Raw genomic sequence first — 16,243 nt, 5'->3', positions numbered from 1 at the left:
CCCATTCCCAGATAGGCGAAGGGCGGCCTCTTAGCGAGACCGCCCCGGCGGGTTTATTTTCCGGCCTTGTCCGCCGCCTGGCGGCGGGACCGGGCCGACACCTTGTTGGCGTCGCCCTTGGGGGTCTTCGGCGCGGGGGCCTTGCCCTTGGCCGCGTTGCGCTTTTCGACCCGAGCCTTGGCCTTCTCTTCGGCCTCAATTCGCTGCTGGACGACCGAGCCGCCGGCGGCCTCGATGGCCTTGACCGCGCCGGCCGAGGCCGACCAGACGACCAGGTTCAGCTTGGCCTTCAGTTCACCGGTACCCAGCAGGCGCACACCGTCCTTGACGCGACGCAGCACACCGGCGGCCACCAGGGCGTCGCCGTTGATCTCGGTCTTGGCGTCCAGCTTGCCGGCATCCACGGCGTCCTGCAGACGCCACAGATTCACTTCCGCCAGCTTGAGCGCGTTCGGATTGTTGAAGCCGCGCTTGGGCATGCGCATGTACAGCGGCATCTGGCCGCCCTCGAAGCCCAGCAGGCTGACGCCCGTCCGCGACTTCTGACCCTTGACGCCGCGGCCCGAGGTCTTGCCCTTGCCGGAACCGGGGCCCCGGCCGACGCGCATGCGCTTCTTGTGAGCGCCTTCGTTGTCACGGATTTCGTTCAGTTTCATGTGCCTGATCCTTTCGGGTGCTAGCGCCTGGCACGGCCAGACTCGGCGTTGAAAAAAGAAAGTGGCGAGTGGCGAGTGATGAGTGCCGAGTCAAGCAAAATCGGTTGAACCGACCCCCTGCCTACTCGCCACACGCCACTCACCACTCGCCACTTCACGTAGCGAATTCGCTTATTTTTCGACCACTTCGACCATGTGGCGGACCTTGGCGATCATGCCACGGACGGCCGGGGTGTCTTCCAGGGTCGATTCCCGACCCATGCGGTTCAGACCCAGGCCCATCAGGGTGGCGCGCTGATCCGACTTGCGGCGGATCGGGCTGCCGGTCTGGCGGATGGTGACGGTTGCGGTGTCTTTCTTGGCCATGATCAGCTCTCGACGGCTTCCGGTGCCGAGGCACCGTCATTGCGACGTCCCATCAGATCCGCGACCTTTTTGCCGCGCTTGGACGCGATCTGGCGCGGCGAGGACTGGACCTTCAGCGCTTCAAAGGTGGCACGGATCATGTTGTACGGGTTGGACGAACCGGTCGACTTGCCGACCACGTCCTGCACGCCCAGGGTTTCCAGAACGGCCCGCATCGGGCCGCCCGCGATCACGCCGGTGCCGGGAGGGGCCGAACGCACCATGATCTTGCCGGCGCCCCAGCGGCCGTTGCCGTCGTGGTGCAGGGTGCGGTTCTCGCGAAGCGGAACGCGGATCATGGTCTTCTTGGCTTCTTCCGTCGCCTTGCGGATGGCTTCCGGCACTTCGCGCGCCTTGCCGTGACCGAAACCGACGCGGCCCTTGCCGTCGCCGACGACCATCAGGGCCGCGAACGAGAACCGGCGGCCGCCCTTCACAGTGGCCGCGACGCGGTTGATGTGAACCAGCTTTTCGATGATGTCCGAGTCCGGACCCTCGGCCTGGGGTGCGTTGCGGTTGTCACGACGATTGCGATCGTTGCCGCCGCCGCCGCGTTGGGGTTGATGCGCCATGCTGCGGTTCCTTAGAAGTTCAGGCCGGCTTCACGCGCGGCATCCGCCAGCGCCTTCACCCGACCGTGATAGATGTAGCCGCCCCGATCGAAAACGACGTCGGTGACGCCCTTTTCCTTGGCGCGGTCGGCGATCAGCTTGCCGATACGCGCCGCAGCGGCGGTGTCGGAACCCTTCTGCTTCTTGCCCTTCTCGCCTTCCAGCGAAGAGGCTGAAACCAGGGTGACGCCGTTGGCGTCGTCGATGATCTGGGCCGAGATGTTCTTGTCCGACCGATAGACCGACAGGCGCATGCGACCGTTGGCCACCGCCTTGAGACGGCGACGGGTGCGCTCGGCGCGACGCTTGGCATTCTGTTTGAGCGTAGTGGCCATGACTTACTTCTTCTTGCCTTCCTTGCGCCGGACGGTCTCGCCCGCATAGCGCACACCCTTGCCCTTGTAGGGTTCCGGCGGACGCAGCTTGCGAATAACGGCGGCGATCTGACCGACGGCCTGCTTGTCATTGCCCGAGATCTTCACTTCGGTCTGCTTGGGCACGGCAAAGGTGATGCCGGCCGGCGGAGCGATGTCGATCTCGTGCGAGAAGCCGAGCTGCAGCGACAGCGACTGGCCCTTCAGCGCGGCACGATAGCCGACGCCGACCAGTTCCAGGGTGCGCTCGAAGCCTTCGGTGACCCCGGTGACCATGTTGTCGACCAGGGTGCGCGACAGACCCCACATGGCACGGGCACGCTGGGTGTCCGCGCGCGGCGCGAGGCTGAGGCCGTCATCACCCTGGGTGATTTCAATCTCTTCAGCCACGGTCCAGGAGCGTTCGCCCTTGGGACCCTTCACCACGATGGTCTGGCCGTCGAGGTTGACGGTCACACCCTTCGGGATGGCGATGGTTTTCTTACCGATACGGGACATCTTAGTAGACCCTGCAGAGGACTTCGCCGCCGACGTTGGCGTCGCGGGCAGCCGTGTCGGACATGACGCCCTTGGAAGTCGAAAGGATCGAGATGCCGAGGCCGTTCTTGATCGGCTTCAGGTCGCTGATCGCCGAATAGACGCGGCGGCCCGGCTTGGACACGCGGCTGATCTCGGCGATGACCGGCTGGCCGTCGAAGTACTTCAACTCGATCTCGAACTGCGGGAATTCGCCGGGGTTCTGGACCAGCGAATAGCCGCGGATGTAGCCCTCGTCCTTCAGCACGTCGAGGACGCGCTGGCGCAGACGCGAGGCGGGGGTGAGCACCTTGGAACGCTTGCGGGTCGCGGCGTTCTTGATGCGAGCGATCATGTCGCTCAGGGGATCATTGATCATCATGGCGTTCTTCCCCTTACCAGCTCGACTTGGTCAGGCCGGGGATCTGACCCTTGTTGCCCAGTTCGCGCAGCGCGATACGGCTCATCTTGAGCTTGCGGTAATAGGCGCGCGGGCGGCCCGTCACCTCGCAGCGGTTGCGGATACGGCTGGGCGCGGAGTTGCGCGGCAGAGCGGCCAGCTTGAGGCGCGCTTCAAAGCGTTCCTCCAGCGGCAGCGATTCATCGTTGGCGGTCGCCTTGAGGGCGGCCCGCTTCGCGGCATACTTCGCAACAAGCTGCTTGACGTGCTCGTTCCGGTTTACGGCGCTTTTCTTAGCCATTGTGCTTTTCCTTTCCCGCTCAGTTCACGAACGGGAATTTGAATTCGGTGAGGAGAGCCTTGGCCTCTTCATCCGTTTCGGCCGTGGTGCAGACGATAATGTCCATGCCCCACATCTGGTCGATCTGGTCGTAGTTGATCTCCGGGAACACGATGTGCTCCTTCAGACCCATCGCATAGTTGCCACGACCGTCGAACGAGGTGCCCTTCAGGCCCCGGAAGTCCTTCACGCGCGGCAGGGCGATCGTGATCAGACGGTCCAGGAACTCGTACATCTGGTCGCCGCGCAGCGTGACCTTGCCACCGATGACCATGCCCTCGCGCAGCTTGAAGCCGGCGATGGAGTTACGGGCCTTGGTCGGCACGGCCTTCTGACCGGCGATCGCGGTCAGATCCTTGAGGGCGGCGTTCGCCTTCTTGGAGTCGGCCACGGCTTCACCGATACCCATGTTCAGGACGATCTTGTCCAGCTTGGGCATCTGCATCGGGTTGGTGTAGCCGAACTTTTCGGACATCACCTTCTTGATACGGTCGTTATACTCGCCCTTGAGGCGCGGGGTGTATTTGGTGTCGGCCATCAGATGACGTCTCCCGTCGTCTTGGCGAAGCGGACCTTCTGGTCGTTTTCCACCCGGAAGCCCACGCGGGTCGCCTTGCCGTTGGCGTCTGCGATCGCGACGTTCGACAGGTGAAGCGAGGCTTCCTTGTTCTTGATGCCGCCTTGCGGATCAGCCTGGGTCGGGCGCGTGTGGCGCTGAACCATGTTGATGCCTTGCACGACGACGCGATTTTCGGTCGGCAGAACCTTCAGCACCTTGCCGGTGCGTCCCTTGTCCTTGCCGGTCAGGACGACGACGGTGTCGCCCGATTTGATCTTGGCGGCCATGGTTACAGGACCTCCGGAGCCAGCGAGATGATCTTCATGTGGTTCTTGGCGCGCAGCTCGCGCGGAACCGGGCCGAAGATGCGGGTGCCGACCGGCTCGTTCTGCTTGTTGACGATCACGGCGGCCGATTTGTCGAAACGGATAACCGAGCCATCCTTGCGTTGGATGTCCTTGGCCGTCCGGACGACGATGGCGCGCACGACGTCACCCTTCTTCACCCGGCCGCGCGGAATCGCTTCCTTGACCGAGGCGACGATGGTGTCACCAACCGAGGCGTAGCGACGCTTCGCGCCGCCCAGCACCTTGATGCACATGACCCGGCGAGCGCCCGAATTGTCGGCCACCTCCAGGTTAGTTTGCATCTGGATCATGGGATCCGATCCTTCTTCTTACGAAGCCGAGGCGGGGGAGTCGGAGACGACTTCCCAGCGCTTCAGCTTGGACTTCGGGGCACACTCGACGATGCGGGCCAGGTCACCGACCTTGAGGGCATTCGCTTCGTCGTGGGCGTGATACTTCTTGGACAGACGGACGGTCTTTTTCAGGACCGGGTGCAGCAGGGTGCGCTCGACCTTGACGACGACCGTCTTGTCGCCCTTGTCGGAGACGACCACGCCTTCGAGAATTCGTTTCGGCATCTTCGTTCCTTTAAGCCGCAGCCTGCTTCTGGCGCAGAAGCGTCGAGATGCGGGCGATGTCCTTGCGCACTTCACCCACGCGGTGGGTTTTCTCCAGCTGGCCGGTGGCCGCCTGGAAGCGCAGATTGAACTGTTCCTTCTTGAGCTTGAGCAGCTCGTCGGACAGCTGGTCGGGCGTCAGGGCCCGCAGGTCGGCGATCTTGGTCATGCCGCTTGCTCCGTGTGGCCGATGCCGGCATCCAGGCGGGTGACCACCTTGGTGCGGACCGGCAGCTTGGCAGCACCCAGACGCAGCGCCTCGCGGGCGATGTCGTCCGGCACGCCGTCGATTTCAAACAGGATCCGGCCCGGGTGGCAGCGTGCCGCCCAGTGGTCCACGGCGCCCTTGCCCTTGCCCATCCGGACTTCGGCCGGCTTGCCGGAAACCGGCACGTCCGGGAAGACGCGGATCCAGACGCGGCCCTGGCGCTTCATCTGGCGGGTGATCGCGCGGCGGGCCGCCTCGATCTGACGCGCCGTGATGCGTTCCGGCTCCAGCGTCTTCAGGCCATAGGAGCCGAAGTTCAGCGAGAAGCCACCCTTGGCCGAGCCATGGATGCGGCCCTTGAAGGCCTTGCGATATTTGGTCTTCTTCGGTTGCAGCATGACTTAGCTCTCACGTCCCCGGTCACGGCGCGGGCCGCGATCACCGCGGGGGCCACGCTCGCGGCCTTCATTCGACGACGGACCGGCAGCTTCCTGGGCCCAACGCTTGTCCTGGGCCATCGGGTCGTGCTCCAGCACCTCACCCTTGAAGACCCACACCTTGACACCGATGATGCCGTAGGTGGTCTTCGCTTCGTACACGCCGTAATCGATGTCGGCGCGCAGGGTGTGCAGCGGCACACGGCCTTCGCGGTACCATTCCATCCGGGCGATTTCGGCACCGCCGAGGCGGCCCGAGACGTTGATCCGGACGCCCTTGGCACCCAGACGCATGGCCGACTGCATGGCGCGCTTCATGGCGCGGCGGAAGGCCACGCGGCGCTCCAGCTGCTGGGCGATGTTCTCGGCGATCAGCTGGGCATCGACTTCCGGCTTGCGGACCTCGACGATGTTCAGGTGAACCTCGCCGTCCGTCATGGCGGCGATGTCCTTGCGCAGCTTCTCGATGTCGGCGCCCTTCTTGCCGATCACGACACCCGGACGGGCGGCATAGATCGTCACGCGGCACTTCTTGTGCGGACGCTCGATGATGATCCGCGACACGCCGGCACCCGACAGGCGCTCACGCAGCCACTCGCGCAGCTTCAGGTCCTGGTGGAGCAGCTTGGCGTATTCCTGGCCGCCGGCGAACCAGCGGCTGTCCCAGGTGCGGTTGACACCGAGCCGGAGCCCGATCGGATTGATTTTCTGACCCATCAGGCGGCCTCGCCGGCTTCACGGACCACGATGGTGATCTCGCTGAACGGTTTCAGGATACGCGACGAGCGACCACGAGCGCGGCTCGCGAAACGCTTCATCACCAGGTTCTTGCCCACGAAGGCCTCGGCAACGATCAGGTTATCGATGTCCAGGTTGTGGTTGTTCTCGGCGTTGGAAACGGCCGAGTACAGGACCTTGCGGACGTCGGTCGCGATGCGCTTGCGGCTGAATTCCAGCTCGTTCAGCGCCTTCTGAACCGGCAGGCCACGGATAGACTGGGCCACCAGGTTCAGTTTCTGCGGGCTGATGCGAACGTTGACCAGCTTGGCGCGGGCCTCGGTCGTCGACACGCGACGGGGATTTTTGGTCTGGGCCATCGGTTACTTCCTCTTGGCCTTCTTGTCCGCCGCGTGGCCCGGGAAGGACCGGGTCGGGGAGAACTCGCCAAACTTCATGCCGACCATTTCTTCGGACACCGACACCGGCACGTGCTTCATGCCGTTGTGCACGCCGAACGTCAGACCGACGAACTGAGGCAGGATGGTGGAACGACGCGACCAGGTCTTGATCACGTCCTTGCGGCCCGACGCTTGCGCGGCCTCGGCCTTCTTCAGCAGATACCCGTCGACGAACGGGCCTTTCCAGGAGGAGCGGGCCATCTTTAGCGAGCCTTCTTAACGTGGCGGCTACGGATGATGAACTTGTCCGTGGCCTTGTTCTTGCGGGTGCGGGTGCCCTTGGTGTCCTTGCCCCAGGGCGTGACCGGCGTACGGCCGCCCGAGGTCCGACCTTCACCACCACCGTGCGGGTGGTCGATCGGGTTCATGGCGACACCGCGGACGTGCGGACGGAAGCCCATGTGGCGCTTGCGGCCGGCCTTGCCCAGGTTCTGGTTCATGTGGTCGGGGTTCGACACCGCGCCCACCGTGGCCATGCAGCCGTCCAGCACCATGCGCAGCTCGCCCGACCCCAGACGGATCTGGGCGTAACCGGCGTCGCGGCCGACCAGCTGGGCATAGGCCCCGGCCGAACGGGCCAGCTGGGCGCCCTTGCCCGGCTTCATCTCGATGTTGTGGATGATCGTCCCCACAGGCATCGAGCGCAGCGGCATGGCGTTGCCCGGCTTCACGTCGGTCTTTTCGCCGGCGACCACCGTGTCGCCCGCCTTCAGGCGTTGCGGCGCGATGATGTAGGCCTTTTCGCCGTCCTCATAGGTGATGAGGGCGATGAAGGCGGTCCGGTTCGGATCGTACTCCAGGCGCTCGACGGTCGCCGACTGGAACTTGCGACGCTTGAAGTCGATCTTGCGGTACAGGGTCTTGGCACCACCGCCGCGGAAGCGGACGGCGATACGACCACCGGCACCGCGACCGCCCGACTTGGTCAGGCCTTCGGTCAGCGACTTCTCCGGACGCCCCTTGTGGAGCTCCGAACGGTCGATCAGCACCAGGGCGCGGCGGCCCGGCGACGTCGGATTATATGTCTTCAGAGCCATTGGTTCAGAGCCCCGTGGTGACGTCGATCGACTGGCCCTCGGCCAGCGTCACGATCGCTTTCTTGATGTCGACCCGACGGCCCTGAATGCCGCGGAAGCGCTTGGTCTTGCCCTTCTGGACCAGGGTGTTGACCTTGACGACGCTGACCTTGAACAGGCTTTCGACCGCCGCGGCGATCTCGTCCTTCGAGGCCTTGTCGGCGACGCGGAAGACGACTTTGTTCTGCTCGGACAGGATCGTCGCCTTCTCGGTGATGATCGGCGACAGGATGGTGTCGTAGTGTTTGGCGGTGGGTTGAGCGCCGGCCATTATGCGGCCTCCTTCTCAGAGAAGCGCGCCTCGATCGCCTCGACGGCGGCCTTGGTCAGCACCAGCTTGTCGGCCCGCAGGATGTCATAGACGTTCAGGCCGGCATTCGGCAGCACGTCGATGTGCGGGATGTTGCGCGCCGCCAGACCGAAGCCGGCGTCGACTTCCGGACCGGCGATGATCAGGGCCTTGGTCCAGCCCAGCTTGCCGAACTGCTCGCGCAGCTTGGCGGTCTTGGGTTCCTTGACCGAGACGCTGTCGACCACGATCAGGTCGCCCGAGACGACCTTGGACGACAGGGCGTGGCGCAGGGCCAGGGCACGGACCTTCTTGGGCAGGGAGAAGCCGTGGTCGCGAACGACCGGGCCGAAGGCGCGCGAACCACCGACGAACTGCGGGGCGCGACGCGAACCGTGACGGGCGCCGCCGGTTCCCTTCTGCTTGTACATCTTCTTGCCGGTGCGCGAGTTTTCGTTGCGCGTCTGGACCTTGTGGGTACCGGCGCGGCGCTTGGCCAGCTGCCAGTTCACATAGCGGGCCAGCAGGTCTCCGCGGATGTCGGTGATGCCGAACACGGCATCCGACAGCTCCACATCGCCCGAGGCCTTGCCGTCGAGTTTGATGACCGAGAGCTTCATTACGCTTCACCGCCTTCTTGGGTCTCGGCGACGGGCGCGTCCTCGGCCGGGGTCTCGGCAGGCGCTTCAGCAGCGGCCTTGGCCGACTTCACGGCACCGGGGAACGGAGCGTCGGCCGGACGGGCCTTCTTGATGGAGTCGCGAACCTTGACGTAGCTACCGTCGTGACCCGGGACAGCGCCCTTGATCAGGATCAGGCCACGGTCGGCGTCGACGCGGAACACAGTCAGGTTCTGCAGGGTGACGGTTTCCTGACCCAGGTGACCCGCCATCTTCTTGCCGGCGAAGGTCTTGCCCGGATCCTGACGGTTACCCGTCGAACCGTGCGAACGGTGCGAGACCGAGACACCGTGGGTGGCCCGCAGACCGCCGAAGTTCCAGCGCTTCATGGCACCGGCGAAACCCTTACCGATGGTCTGGCCCTGGATGTCCACGGTCTGACCGGCGATGAAGTGGTCCGCCGTCAGCTCGGCACCGACGTCCAGCAGCGCGTCTTCCGACACGCGGAATTCGCTGACGATGCGCTTGGGCTCGACCTCAGCCTTGGCGAACACAGTCCGCTGGGCCTTGTTGGTCTTCTTGGCCTTGCGGGCACCGGCACCCAGTTGCAGGGCGACATAGCCGTCCCGGTCCTTGGTGCGTTGACCCACGACCTGACAACCATCCAGCTGCAGCACGGTCACAGGGACATGCGCGCCATCTTCAGCGAAGATACGCGTCATTCCCAGCTTCTTGGCGATCACGCCCGTTCTTTGCGCGTCTTTGCGCATCGGATCCCGCCTCTTCTTCTTAAATCTTGATCTCGACGTCCACGCCGGCGGACAGGTCGAGCTTCATGAGCGCGTCCACGGTCTGCGGAGTGGGGTCGACGATATCGAGGACACGCTTGTGCGTGCGGATTTCAAACTGCTCGCGCGACTTCTTGTCGACGTGCGGCGAGCGGTTCACGGTGAACTTTTCGATCAGGGTCGGCAGCGGGATGGGACCGCGAACAGTCGCACCCGTGCGTTTGGCAGTGTTGACGATTTCGCGCGTCGAAAAGTCGAGGACGCGATGATCGAAGGCCTTGAGCCTGATGCGGATGCTTTGATCCATATCGGTCGTATTTCCCAAGCAGGCGAACCTGCGTCCCTGTGAACCATTTCAAAGACCGGAGCCTTCAGGCCGAAGCCCTCAGAGTACGCACGTCCGCAAAAACGAGCGGCCCACGCAGTTACCCGCGAAGGCCGTTTAAGTCCTGGATCGCTGCAAAGAACAGGGTCTCAGGTCGTTCCTGCGAACCGCGTCTGCACTTCATACTCACGCGAAGTGCACAGCCGGTCCAACAAGAGTGGGGGCTTATGCCGTTCGATTCCGCCTGCGTCAAGGGCGGAATCCCCGGATTTCAGCGACCGATGCGAATGTCGCCCGAGCCGAGCACGGCGCGGTTCACCTGGCCCGTGACCTCATACACCCGGACATCACCCGATCCCGCAATCGATACGCTCAGATCGCCGACCGTCCCCCTGAATTCGACATCTCCGGAACCCGCGATGGAGATATTCATCCGGGGAGCAGTCCCGCCGCGCACCAGCAACTCGCCGGAACTGCCCACGGCCAGTTTGACCGGACCGTTCACACCGGCCACCTCCACGTCGCCGGAGCCACCGATGGAGACATCCAGATCGCGGGTCGCTCCTGCTCTCACATTGCCGGACCCTCCGATGGCGATCTTCAGTCTGTCGGATGTGCCGACCACGGCGTCGCCCGATCCGCCCATCGACAGGTCCAGTGTCCCGTCGACATTGGCAATGGTCCAGTCCCCACACCCACCGTTGCCGAATTCCACAGTCCTGGCCCCCCGACCGATGGTGCCGAAGACGGCACCCGAGGCGCTCACGTCGACCGTGCGGGGCGTTCTCACGACGATCAGCGGGGCCTCCTCCAGATCGACCCGACCGATGTTGCGCAGATCGACGGAGGCCCCCTCTCCCGGCTGTCGCGCGCCGGCGGGCCCCGAGCGACAGTTCCGGATGGCACGGCGGGGCAGGTTGCCGTTGACCTCGATCCGGCGGCCTCGCTGGCGCACTGTGGGTACCGGCAGGTCTGCGCGGCCCCGTTCGATCTCGACCGCGACATCGCTTCGATCCTCGACCAGGACGATGACCCGGGCGACGGCGTTTTCGATCTGGACGTCCTGGGCCTGGGCCGTGCCGCCCAGCGCGGTCGTCGACAGCAGGGCGGCGGACAGGATGAGTGCGGTTTTCATGGGTGTTCCTCCCTTTCCCAAGGTGAGGAAAGGATGCGCCCTGCCGCCAGCCCTGTCATTTTAACTCGAGGTCATGACCTCGAATTAATGGAACCCGCCCCGTCGACCGCCCCCACCTGGGGCTCAAAGTCGCGTTCAAACCGGGCGATCTGGTCCGGCATCAGGTTCAGCTTCCTGAACGCCAGCGAGGCGGCCCAGCGGGCGGCCAGGCCCACCGTGCCGAGACTATCGGTCGAGCGCGGCTGCCGGCCCCGTGCCCGCGCCACGGCATTGGCATAGAGGGCCCCGTTGCGGAACCGGGTCGGCCAGGTCTGGAAGTCCATCGACAGGGACACGCAGAACCGATCCAGATTCTCGACCCGGTGCGGCGCATAGAAGGGCCAGGTCAGCGCCTGCCCCGGCTCCAGATCGACGACCTGGGCATCGGCTTCAAAGCTGCGCGTATAGGGCACTTCCTCGGTCGTCTGGCGGGCAACCACCTGTTCCATGGCGATCTCGGGCAGGTGCAACTCATCCCCCGGATACACGAATACCCGCTTGCGCCCCCGCAGGTGGAACAGCACCACACCGGCCGCATCGAAATGATAGGGCACCCGTGCCTTGGGCGACGACAGGATCAGCTGCCCGGCATTGCGGACGGCCCTCAGGCCGGGATACCGCGTCTGAATGGCGGCGAACTCACCCATGGCCGCCTGCCACAGCTCGGGCCAGCCCCGCTCGACCGAACGCAGATTGACCCAAAGCCGCCCCTGCTTGATCGCCTCCAGCAGTTCGACACCCGACAGCTGACCGCGTGCGCCCGTGCGCAGGCGCGATTGGCCGTCCTCGTCATAGTCATACAGGTTGATATCGAACAGCTCGGCGGGGTAGCGGTCCAGCAGGGCGGCGAGCGCCTCGTCAGAGGCAAATCCCCGGTCGACCAGCGCATGGGGGTGCACATCGGCTTTCCGGATCGGACCGGTGTAGCGTGTACCGGCGGTCTTCTGCAGCATGGCTCTCTCCGGGCGATCAGGCCGAGGCGGTCAGGATGTCGGGCGTTTTCCTGAGCGCCGCCCGGGCCGCGACGGCCAGGCCACGGGCGCGCGCCAGACCATCCACCTCACAGGCCTCGATAGCCGACCAGCGACGTCGCAGACTGGTTCGCAGCGCCTCCCCTCGCCCGGCACCGACCAGGGTCTCCAGGGTCGCAACCGCGGCATCCCCGAGCGCCGCCGAAAGGCCGGGCTTGTGGATCACCGCCTCGTGCAGGCTCTGCGACGCATTGCAGAAATACTTCTTGTAATGCTCGCCGCCAAAGCCGAAGTCGAACACCCGATAGCCCAGCTTCGAGCCCTGTCGCATCGTATCGAGACTCAGCAGGACTCCCGGCGAACAACGCGCCAGACCGGGCACATAGGCCGGGAACCAGAAGTGATAATGGCTGTCGGCGTGAAGCGAATATTCCAGGGCGCAGAGCCTGTCACCCGCCCACAGGGCCGCGATGCTCGCACCGAAATCGCCATCTGCCCGCATCAGCGCTTCCAGCAGTCGCACCGTCCAGCCGCAGGCGAACACATCGTGCAGCCCGCTGCGGCGATACTGGTCACGCTTCAGGTCAATGACCTTCGTCAGCAGCTTGGGATCGCGCAGGCCCAGTTCCACCCGCACGGGACCCAGTTCCGCCTCGAGACTCCGGCGAGCGCGTTCCTTGTCCTTGAAATACTTGCCCTGGGTCGTCCGCCGCTCGGCGTACCAGGGCTCAAACCCCTCCTCCGGCAGGACCGACATGACCGCCTCGCGCACCTGTCCCGCCCCGCCGGGACCCACCCAGCCACTGACGTTCAGCCGGTTGCCGCCCAGCAGGTCCGCGACATGGTTCAACGTGGGAGCCGTCTCGGGCAGACTGATGATCCCATGGTAATCGTTCAGGGGTGCCGCCAGCGGCTGGATCGCGCCGCCGCGCGTCTGATGCGGAAAAAAGCCCACCACATCCCCGCCCCGGTGCAGCACCGCCACCCGCGCGCCCGGCGTCACCTCTGCGGCAATGCGGGTAAATTCGGGTCGAAAATAGGGGCTGGACAGCGCCGGATTGGCCAGACGCATCTGGTTCCAAAGCGCCCAATGATCCGCCGACAGCGCATCGACGCCCAGCATCTCGACCCTCAGACCCATCTGCATACCCGTCCTGTCCGCCTCGATGGCCACGCCGGTCGCGCACCCTTCCGCATCAGCCTAGCCCCACAGCCTTGAATCGGAGTTGAGAGCCATGGTGAACGCGGGATTAGTGACACCGGGGCGGATGGAGCCGTCGGGCACCCTCGGGCGTTGGAGGCTCACAGCCCTGATTATGCCTTCAGAGGATCTCTCCCATGACCGACACTCGCCCCGATAACCGCGCCGTTGAGAACGAAGACCTGCGTCCCGACGAAGACGGCAAGCCGCCCCGTCCGGCCACCGAACCCCGTGGCGCAGAAGGCTCAAGCAATTCGGGCGAGACCGAAACCGATCCGGCCACCGGCGAACAGAATTGATGCGGCGTGCCGACATCTTCGTTCCCGTACTGGCAGTCTTGACGCTTGGAGCCTGCGCCCCTGCCCTCGCCCCTTCGACGATCCGGGCGTTCGACGTTCCGGCGGCCTGCCCGATCTCTCCCGGCGGCTTTCAGGAAAACGACGGACTGAACCGTACCCGGGCCGCGCTTCGGGCCGGCCAGTTGACCATACTGGCGGTCGGCTCCTCCAGCATCGAGGGCGTCGGTGCCAGCAGGCCTGATCTCGGCTATGTTCCGCTGGTGGAGGCAGGTCTGCGTGAGGCCTTTCCCGACGCCGTCATCACGGTCGTCAATCGGGGCATCGGCGGCGAGACGACCGCCGATACGGTCAACCGCCTGCGGGCCGAGATCGAGGCCGCCCGCCCCCATCTGGTGATCTGGCAGCTGGGCACCAATGACATGCTGCGCGACCTGACGGTTGCAGCGGTGGTCCAGGATTTCGACAGGGGTCGGGACATTCTCGGTGCCGCAGGCGTCGACGTCATGCTGATCGACCCCCAGCGCCTGCCCGAAGAGACGGACAATGAGGGTTTCCGGGGCCGCAATGCGCTCCTGGCCGCCGTGTCGGGCACCATCGCCTATCTGGGACGGCGGAACGGCTATGCCGTCGATCCGCGCTTCGGTCCGATGTCTGGCTGGACTGGTCTGGAGGGCGGCGGGGTCGGCCCCGACGACCTGCATCTCAATGACGCGGGCTATGCCTGCTGGGCCGCCAACACCGTCGCGGGTCTGGGAGACGCGCTGCGCTGAGGGGAACGCGGGCGGCCCTGCGGGGTTGGACAGGGGCCCTCCACCGGAGCCTGTTCATGATCCTTCGCCGCCCTCTCCCCGCTGTCCTCCTTGCCGCCCTGCCCCTGCTAGCGACGGCTGCCTGTGGTGACGACGCGCGTGAACGATCCCAACCGGAGGCGTCGAGTCCGGCCCGGGATGAGGCGACCCGTCTGCGCCAGTCGATCGAGTCCGCGACCGTCACCCCGCCCACGTCCAATGCAGACGCAGGCACCGCGCCCGGAGACGGCCAGACTGCCGACTCATCGGAGCGCGGCGGTGCGGTCACCGAGGCCCTGCCCGACGAGGCGCGGCCGGATCCGGCCATGGTGCGGGCCCAGATATTGCTGGACCGGACGCGCTTCTCCCCCGGCATCATCGACGGGCTGGGCGGCGAGAACACGCGCCGGGCCATCGCCGCCTTCCAGGAGGCCAATGACCTTGAGGTGACCGGTGAACTGGACGCCGAAGTGTTCGAGCAGCTGACCTCGGGCGACAGCAACCGGGTGCTGACCGACTACACCGTCACCCGGACTGACGTCGCCGGCCCCTTCATCGGCACCGTGCCTGAGGATATCGCCGCCATGGCCGAGCTCGAGACGGTCGGTTATGCCGACGCCCGCGAAGCGCTGGCCGAGAAATTCCACATGAGCGAGGCCCTGCTCGACGCCCTCAACCCCGGCGTCGATTTCGGTCGCGCGGGCCAGACCATCGTGGTCGCCTCGACCGGCCCGAACACGCTTGACGGCAAGGTCGCCCGCATCGTTATCAACAAGGCGGAGAATTCCCTGCGCGCCTTTGACGCCGACGGCACGCTGCTGGCCTTCTATCCCGCCACCATCGGCAGCGGCGAGATGCCGTCGCCGTCCGGCACCCACACGGTCAAGCTCATCGCGCCGCGACCCAACTACACCTATGACCCATCCCGGGTCACCTATGGCGACGGTGGCAGCAAAGTCGTCGTGCCCCCGGGCCCCAACAATCCGGTCGGGTCGGTCTGGATCGGCCTGTCGCGCGACACTTACGGCATCCATGGCACCGCCGATCCGGCCAAGATCGGCAAGACCGCCTCCAGCGGCTGCGTCCGCCTGACCAACTGGGACGTCGAACAGCTGGCAGGCGCTGTCGAGGCGGGCGTTACGGTGGAGTTTATCTAGGCCCCCGCCGGGTCGAGGCTGGCGTACCAGTCGGCATAGGGCGTCGTGCGCGCCAGATGCCGGTTGAGGTCTGGCGCCCCGTCCGTCCACCACACCGGACCGCGTTCTCCCAGCGCGACCTTGGCCGCGTCGACCGCCTGCCCGGCCGCAGCCAGCGCCTCGCGGTCGCCCGCCTTTCGCGCGCGCCCCACCTCGCGGCGTGCGGCCATGAGCCCCTTGACCAGAGGGGCCTTCTCCTCTGTCGACAGCGCAGGATTGGTCGCGCGCCACAGACGGCCGCGCACCACGAAATATCGGCCATCAGGCGTGGTCGGATAGGTCGGCTTCATCCTGCCCCAACGAAAACGGCCCCCGGATCGCTCCGGGGGCCGTTCTGTCTTTTCTCAGGCCTATGCTCTCCTCGCCGCGCTCAAGGAGCGAGCGACCGCGTCGCGAGCGTTAGCGCCCTTTACTCCGTGATCTTCGACACCACGCCGGCGCCGCCAGCCGTCCGCGCTTGTCGCGGACGGGGCACGTTTCGACGATTACTCCGTGATCTTGGAGACCACGCCGGCGCCGACGGTGCGGCCGCCTTCGCGGATGGCGAAGCGCAGCTTTTCTTCCATGGCGATCGGGGTGATCAGCTCGACGTTCAGCTCGGCGTTGTCGCCGGGCATGATCATCTCCACACCTTCCTTCAGGTGCACGATGCCGGTCACGTCCGTCGTGCGGAAGTAGAACTGCGGGCGGTAGTTGGTGAAGAACGGCGTGTGACGGCCACCCTCTTCCTTGGTCAGGATGTAGGCCTCGGCCAGGAATTTGGTGTGCGGGGTGATCGAGCCCGGCTTGCACAGCACCTGGCCGCGTTCGACGTCCTCGCGCTTGGTGCCGCGCAGCAGCACGCCGACATTGTCGCCCGCCTGGCCCT

General features: G+C 65.4%; 27 protein-coding genes and 2 pseudogenes. 3 read left to right on the top strand and 26 right to left on the bottom strand.

Annotated elements, in window-relative coordinates:
- Positions 1 to 209: 209 nt before the first annotated feature.
- From rplO to IBJ06_RS03465, 24 genes and pseudogenes are all read right to left on the bottom strand, one after another.
- A pseudogene (gene rplO, locus IBJ06_RS03580) lies at positions 210 to 656 on the bottom strand (50S ribosomal protein L15); the annotation flags it as partial.
- A 171-nt stretch (positions 657 to 827) separates the two neighbouring features.
- Entirely contained in the window at positions 828 to 1,022 is a 195-nt protein-coding gene (gene rpmD / locus IBJ06_RS03575) for a 50S ribosomal protein L30 (RefSeq protein WP_292157350.1), read from the bottom strand.
- Between the two features lie 2 nt (positions 1,023 to 1,024).
- Positions 1,025 to 1,633, bottom strand: coding sequence for a 30S ribosomal protein S5 (rpsE, locus tag IBJ06_RS03570; RefSeq protein WP_123285842.1), 609 nt, complete (start codon positions 1,631 to 1,633; stop codon positions 1,025 to 1,027).
- Positions 1,634 to 1,644: 11 nt separating this feature from the next.
- Positions 1,645 to 2,007 (bottom strand): 50S ribosomal protein L18, encoded by a 363-nt coding sequence (gene rplR, locus IBJ06_RS03565; protein ID WP_292157346.1) that lies wholly within the window; start codon positions 2,005 to 2,007, stop codon positions 1,645 to 1,647.
- 3 nt (positions 2,008 to 2,010) lie between these two features.
- Positions 2,011 to 2,544, bottom strand: a complete 534-nt coding sequence (rplF, locus tag IBJ06_RS03560; protein ID WP_292157344.1) for a 50S ribosomal protein L6 — start codon at positions 2,542 to 2,544, stop codon at positions 2,011 to 2,013.
- A 1-nt stretch (position 2,545) separates the two neighbouring features.
- On the bottom strand, positions 2,546 to 2,944 hold the full coding sequence (gene rpsH, locus IBJ06_RS03555; protein WP_292157342.1) for a 30S ribosomal protein S8: 399 nt from the start codon (positions 2,942 to 2,944) through the stop codon (positions 2,546 to 2,548).
- A 13-nt stretch (positions 2,945 to 2,957) separates the two neighbouring features.
- Complete coding sequence (gene rpsN, locus IBJ06_RS03550) at positions 2,958 to 3,263, bottom strand: 30S ribosomal protein S14 (RefSeq protein WP_123285846.1); 306 nt, start codon at positions 3,261 to 3,263, stop codon at positions 2,958 to 2,960.
- 19 nt (positions 3,264 to 3,282) lie between these two features.
- Positions 3,283 to 3,840 carry a 50S ribosomal protein L5 gene (rplE, locus tag IBJ06_RS03545; protein ID WP_292157339.1) on the bottom strand — a complete coding sequence of 186 codons (558 nt, stop codon included), beginning with the start codon at positions 3,838 to 3,840 and terminating at the stop codon, positions 3,283 to 3,285.
- Positions 3,840 to 4,148, bottom strand: a complete 309-nt coding sequence (gene rplX, locus IBJ06_RS03540; RefSeq protein WP_292157337.1) for a 50S ribosomal protein L24 — start codon at positions 4,146 to 4,148, stop codon at positions 3,840 to 3,842. Before rplX ends, rplE begins: the two co-directional genes overlap by 1 nt.
- 2 nt (positions 4,149 to 4,150) lie before the next feature.
- Positions 4,151 to 4,519 carry a 50S ribosomal protein L14 gene (rplN, locus tag IBJ06_RS03535; RefSeq protein ID WP_123285849.1) on the bottom strand — a complete coding sequence of 123 codons (369 nt, stop codon included), beginning with the start codon at positions 4,517 to 4,519 and terminating at the stop codon, positions 4,151 to 4,153.
- Positions 4,520 to 4,537: 18 nt separating this feature from the next.
- Positions 4,538 to 4,786: a 30S ribosomal protein S17 gene (rpsQ, locus tag IBJ06_RS03530; protein WP_292157333.1), complete on the bottom strand. Its 249-nt coding sequence runs from the start codon at positions 4,784 to 4,786 to the stop codon at positions 4,538 to 4,540.
- 10 nt (positions 4,787 to 4,796) lie between these two features.
- Complete coding sequence (gene rpmC / locus IBJ06_RS03525) at positions 4,797 to 4,994, bottom strand: 50S ribosomal protein L29 (protein ID WP_292157331.1); 198 nt, start codon at positions 4,992 to 4,994, stop codon at positions 4,797 to 4,799.
- Positions 4,991 to 5,431 carry a 50S ribosomal protein L16 gene (gene rplP / locus IBJ06_RS03520; RefSeq protein ID WP_209120646.1) on the bottom strand — a complete coding sequence of 147 codons (441 nt, stop codon included), beginning with the start codon at positions 5,429 to 5,431 and terminating at the stop codon, positions 4,991 to 4,993. Before rplP ends, rpmC begins: the two co-directional genes overlap by 4 nt.
- A 3-nt stretch (positions 5,432 to 5,434) precedes the next feature.
- The gene (rpsC, locus tag IBJ06_RS03515; RefSeq protein ID WP_286692693.1) at positions 5,435 to 6,187 is read right to left on the bottom strand and encodes a 30S ribosomal protein S3; all 753 of its coding nucleotides are present in this window, start codon (positions 6,185 to 6,187) and stop codon (positions 5,435 to 5,437) included.
- Entirely contained in the window at positions 6,187 to 6,567 is a 381-nt protein-coding gene (gene rplV / locus IBJ06_RS03510; RefSeq protein WP_123285854.1) for a 50S ribosomal protein L22, read from the bottom strand. Before rplV ends, rpsC begins: the two co-directional genes overlap by 1 nt.
- 3 nt (positions 6,568 to 6,570) lie before the next feature.
- On the bottom strand, positions 6,571 to 6,849 hold the full coding sequence (gene rpsS / locus IBJ06_RS03505) for a 30S ribosomal protein S19 (protein WP_209120648.1): 279 nt from the start codon (positions 6,847 to 6,849) through the stop codon (positions 6,571 to 6,573).
- Positions 6,850 to 6,851: 2 nt separating this feature from the next.
- The gene (gene rplB, locus IBJ06_RS03500; RefSeq protein ID WP_292157322.1) at positions 6,852 to 7,685 is read right to left on the bottom strand and encodes a 50S ribosomal protein L2; all 834 of its coding nucleotides are present in this window, start codon (positions 7,683 to 7,685) and stop codon (positions 6,852 to 6,854) included.
- A gap of 4 nt (positions 7,686 to 7,689) precedes the next feature.
- Complete coding sequence (locus tag IBJ06_RS03495; protein ID WP_292157320.1) at positions 7,690 to 7,995, bottom strand: 50S ribosomal protein L23; 306 nt, start codon at positions 7,993 to 7,995, stop codon at positions 7,690 to 7,692.
- Positions 7,995 to 8,633, bottom strand: a complete 639-nt coding sequence (gene rplD, locus IBJ06_RS03490) for a 50S ribosomal protein L4 (protein ID WP_292157318.1) — start codon at positions 8,631 to 8,633, stop codon at positions 7,995 to 7,997. Before rplD ends, IBJ06_RS03495 begins: the two co-directional genes overlap by 1 nt.
- On the bottom strand, positions 8,633 to 9,403 hold the full coding sequence (rplC, locus tag IBJ06_RS03485) for a 50S ribosomal protein L3 (RefSeq protein ID WP_292157317.1): 771 nt from the start codon (positions 9,401 to 9,403) through the stop codon (positions 8,633 to 8,635). Before rplC ends, rplD begins: the two co-directional genes overlap by 1 nt.
- A gap of 19 nt (positions 9,404 to 9,422) precedes the next feature.
- The gene (gene rpsJ, locus IBJ06_RS03480) at positions 9,423 to 9,728 is read right to left on the bottom strand and encodes a 30S ribosomal protein S10 (protein ID WP_003164367.1); all 306 of its coding nucleotides are present in this window, start codon (positions 9,726 to 9,728) and stop codon (positions 9,423 to 9,425) included.
- A 289-nt stretch (positions 9,729 to 10,017) separates the two neighbouring features.
- Positions 10,018 to 10,881: a DUF2807 domain-containing protein gene (locus IBJ06_RS03475; protein ID WP_292157315.1), complete on the bottom strand. Its 864-nt coding sequence runs from the start codon at positions 10,879 to 10,881 to the stop codon at positions 10,018 to 10,020.
- A gap of 71 nt (positions 10,882 to 10,952) precedes the next feature.
- The gene (locus IBJ06_RS03470; protein ID WP_292157313.1) at positions 10,953 to 11,873 is read right to left on the bottom strand and encodes a cupin-like domain-containing protein; all 921 of its coding nucleotides are present in this window, start codon (positions 11,871 to 11,873) and stop codon (positions 10,953 to 10,955) included.
- Positions 11,874 to 11,889: 16 nt separating this feature from the next.
- The gene (locus IBJ06_RS03465; RefSeq protein ID WP_292157311.1) at positions 11,890 to 13,038 is read right to left on the bottom strand and encodes a GNAT family N-acetyltransferase; all 1,149 of its coding nucleotides are present in this window, start codon (positions 13,036 to 13,038) and stop codon (positions 11,890 to 11,892) included.
- 191 nt (positions 13,039 to 13,229) lie between these two features.
- Between IBJ06_RS03465 and IBJ06_RS03460 the strand changes: the two genes are divergently transcribed.
- The 3 genes from IBJ06_RS03460 to IBJ06_RS03450 are packed head-to-tail and all read left to right on the top strand — an operon-like array spanning position 13,230 to position 15,336.
- Positions 13,230 to 13,391: a hypothetical protein gene (locus tag IBJ06_RS03460; protein ID WP_292157309.1), complete on the top strand. Its 162-nt coding sequence runs from the start codon at positions 13,230 to 13,232 to the stop codon at positions 13,389 to 13,391.
- Positions 13,391 to 14,161, top strand: coding sequence for an SGNH/GDSL hydrolase family protein (locus IBJ06_RS03455; protein ID WP_292157307.1), 771 nt, complete (start codon positions 13,391 to 13,393; stop codon positions 14,159 to 14,161). The genes IBJ06_RS03460 and IBJ06_RS03455 overlap by 1 nt, the downstream gene beginning before the upstream one ends.
- Positions 14,162 to 14,217: 56 nt before the next feature.
- Complete coding sequence (locus IBJ06_RS03450) at positions 14,218 to 15,336, top strand: L,D-transpeptidase (RefSeq protein WP_292157305.1); 1,119 nt, start codon at positions 14,218 to 14,220, stop codon at positions 15,334 to 15,336.
- Here IBJ06_RS03450 and IBJ06_RS03445 read toward each other — a convergent pair.
- Positions 15,333 to 15,665 (bottom strand): hypothetical protein, encoded by a 333-nt coding sequence (locus IBJ06_RS03445; protein ID WP_292157303.1) that lies wholly within the window; start codon positions 15,663 to 15,665, stop codon positions 15,333 to 15,335. The two genes, IBJ06_RS03450 and IBJ06_RS03445, sit on opposite strands and share 4 nt — an antisense overlap.
- A 195-nt stretch (positions 15,666 to 15,860) precedes the next feature.
- Positions 15,861 to 16,243, bottom strand: a pseudogene (tuf, locus tag IBJ06_RS03440) (elongation factor Tu); the annotation flags it as partial.

This window comes from Brevundimonas sp., from assembly GCF_016742135.1.
Taxonomy (GTDB): Bacteria; Pseudomonadota; Alphaproteobacteria; order Caulobacterales; family Caulobacteraceae; genus Brevundimonas.
The sequence above is the reverse complement of the archived record's forward strand: the minus strand, read 5'-3'. Positions and strand labels throughout refer to the sequence as shown.

Coding starts and splice junctions, on each gene's coding strand:
- rpmD (WP_292157350.1), bottom strand. CDS start 1,022: ATGGCCAAGAAAGACACCGCAACCGTCACCATCCGCCAGACCGGCAGC.
- rpsE (WP_123285842.1), bottom strand. CDS start 1,633: ATGGCGCATCAACCCCAACGCGGCGGCGGCGGCAACGATCGCAATCGT.
- rplR (WP_292157346.1), bottom strand. CDS start 2,007: ATGGCCACTACGCTCAAACAGAATGCCAAGCGTCGCGCCGAGCGCACC.
- rplF (WP_292157344.1), bottom strand. CDS start 2,544: ATGTCCCGTATCGGTAAGAAAACCATCGCCATCCCGAAGGGTGTGACC.
- rpsH (WP_292157342.1), bottom strand. CDS start 2,944: ATGATGATCAATGATCCCCTGAGCGACATGATCGCTCGCATCAAGAAC.
- rpsN (WP_123285846.1), bottom strand. CDS start 3,263: ATGGCTAAGAAAAGCGCCGTAAACCGGAACGAGCACGTCAAGCAGCTT.
- rplE (WP_292157339.1), bottom strand. CDS start 3,840: ATGGCCGACACCAAATACACCCCGCGCCTCAAGGGCGAGTATAACGAC.
- rplX (WP_292157337.1), bottom strand. CDS start 4,148: ATGGCCGCCAAGATCAAATCGGGCGACACCGTCGTCGTCCTGACCGGC.
- rplN (WP_123285849.1), bottom strand. CDS start 4,519: ATGATCCAGATGCAAACTAACCTGGAGGTGGCCGACAATTCGGGCGCT.
- rpsQ (WP_292157333.1), bottom strand. CDS start 4,786: ATGCCGAAACGAATTCTCGAAGGCGTGGTCGTCTCCGACAAGGGCGAC.
- rpmC (WP_292157331.1), bottom strand. CDS start 4,994: ATGACCAAGATCGCCGACCTGCGGGCCCTGACGCCCGACCAGCTGTCC.
- rplP (WP_209120646.1), bottom strand. CDS start 5,431: ATGCTGCAACCGAAGAAGACCAAATATCGCAAGGCCTTCAAGGGCCGC.
- rpsC (WP_286692693.1), bottom strand. CDS start 6,187: ATGGGTCAGAAAATCAATCCGATCGGGCTCCGGCTCGGTGTCAACCGC.
- rplV (WP_123285854.1), bottom strand. CDS start 6,567: ATGGCCCAGACCAAAAATCCCCGTCGCGTGTCGACGACCGAGGCCCGC.
- rpsS (WP_209120648.1), bottom strand. CDS start 6,849: ATGGCCCGCTCCTCCTGGAAAGGCCCGTTCGTCGACGGGTATCTGCTG.
- rplB (WP_292157322.1), bottom strand. CDS start 7,685: ATGGCTCTGAAGACATATAATCCGACGTCGCCGGGCCGCCGCGCCCTG.
- IBJ06_RS03495 (WP_292157320.1), bottom strand. CDS start 7,995: ATGGCCGGCGCTCAACCCACCGCCAAACACTACGACACCATCCTGTCG.
- rplD (WP_292157318.1), bottom strand. CDS start 8,633: ATGAAGCTCTCGGTCATCAAACTCGACGGCAAGGCCTCGGGCGATGTG.
- rplC (WP_292157317.1), bottom strand. CDS start 9,403: ATGCGCAAAGACGCGCAAAGAACGGGCGTGATCGCCAAGAAGCTGGGA.
- rpsJ (WP_003164367.1), bottom strand. CDS start 9,728: ATGGATCAAAGCATCCGCATCAGGCTCAAGGCCTTCGATCATCGCGTC.
- IBJ06_RS03475 (WP_292157315.1), bottom strand. CDS start 10,881: ATGAAAACCGCACTCATCCTGTCCGCCGCCCTGCTGTCGACGACCGCG.
- IBJ06_RS03470 (WP_292157313.1), bottom strand. CDS start 11,873: ATGCTGCAGAAGACCGCCGGTACACGCTACACCGGTCCGATCCGGAAA.
- IBJ06_RS03465 (WP_292157311.1), bottom strand. CDS start 13,038: ATGCAGATGGGTCTGAGGGTCGAGATGCTGGGCGTCGATGCGCTGTCG.
- IBJ06_RS03460 (WP_292157309.1), top strand. CDS start 13,230: ATGACCGACACTCGCCCCGATAACCGCGCCGTTGAGAACGAAGACCTG.
- IBJ06_RS03455 (WP_292157307.1), top strand. CDS start 13,391: ATGCGGCGTGCCGACATCTTCGTTCCCGTACTGGCAGTCTTGACGCTT.
- IBJ06_RS03450 (WP_292157305.1), top strand. CDS start 14,218: ATGATCCTTCGCCGCCCTCTCCCCGCTGTCCTCCTTGCCGCCCTGCCC.
- IBJ06_RS03445 (WP_292157303.1), bottom strand. CDS start 15,665: ATGAAGCCGACCTATCCGACCACGCCTGATGGCCGATATTTCGTGGTG.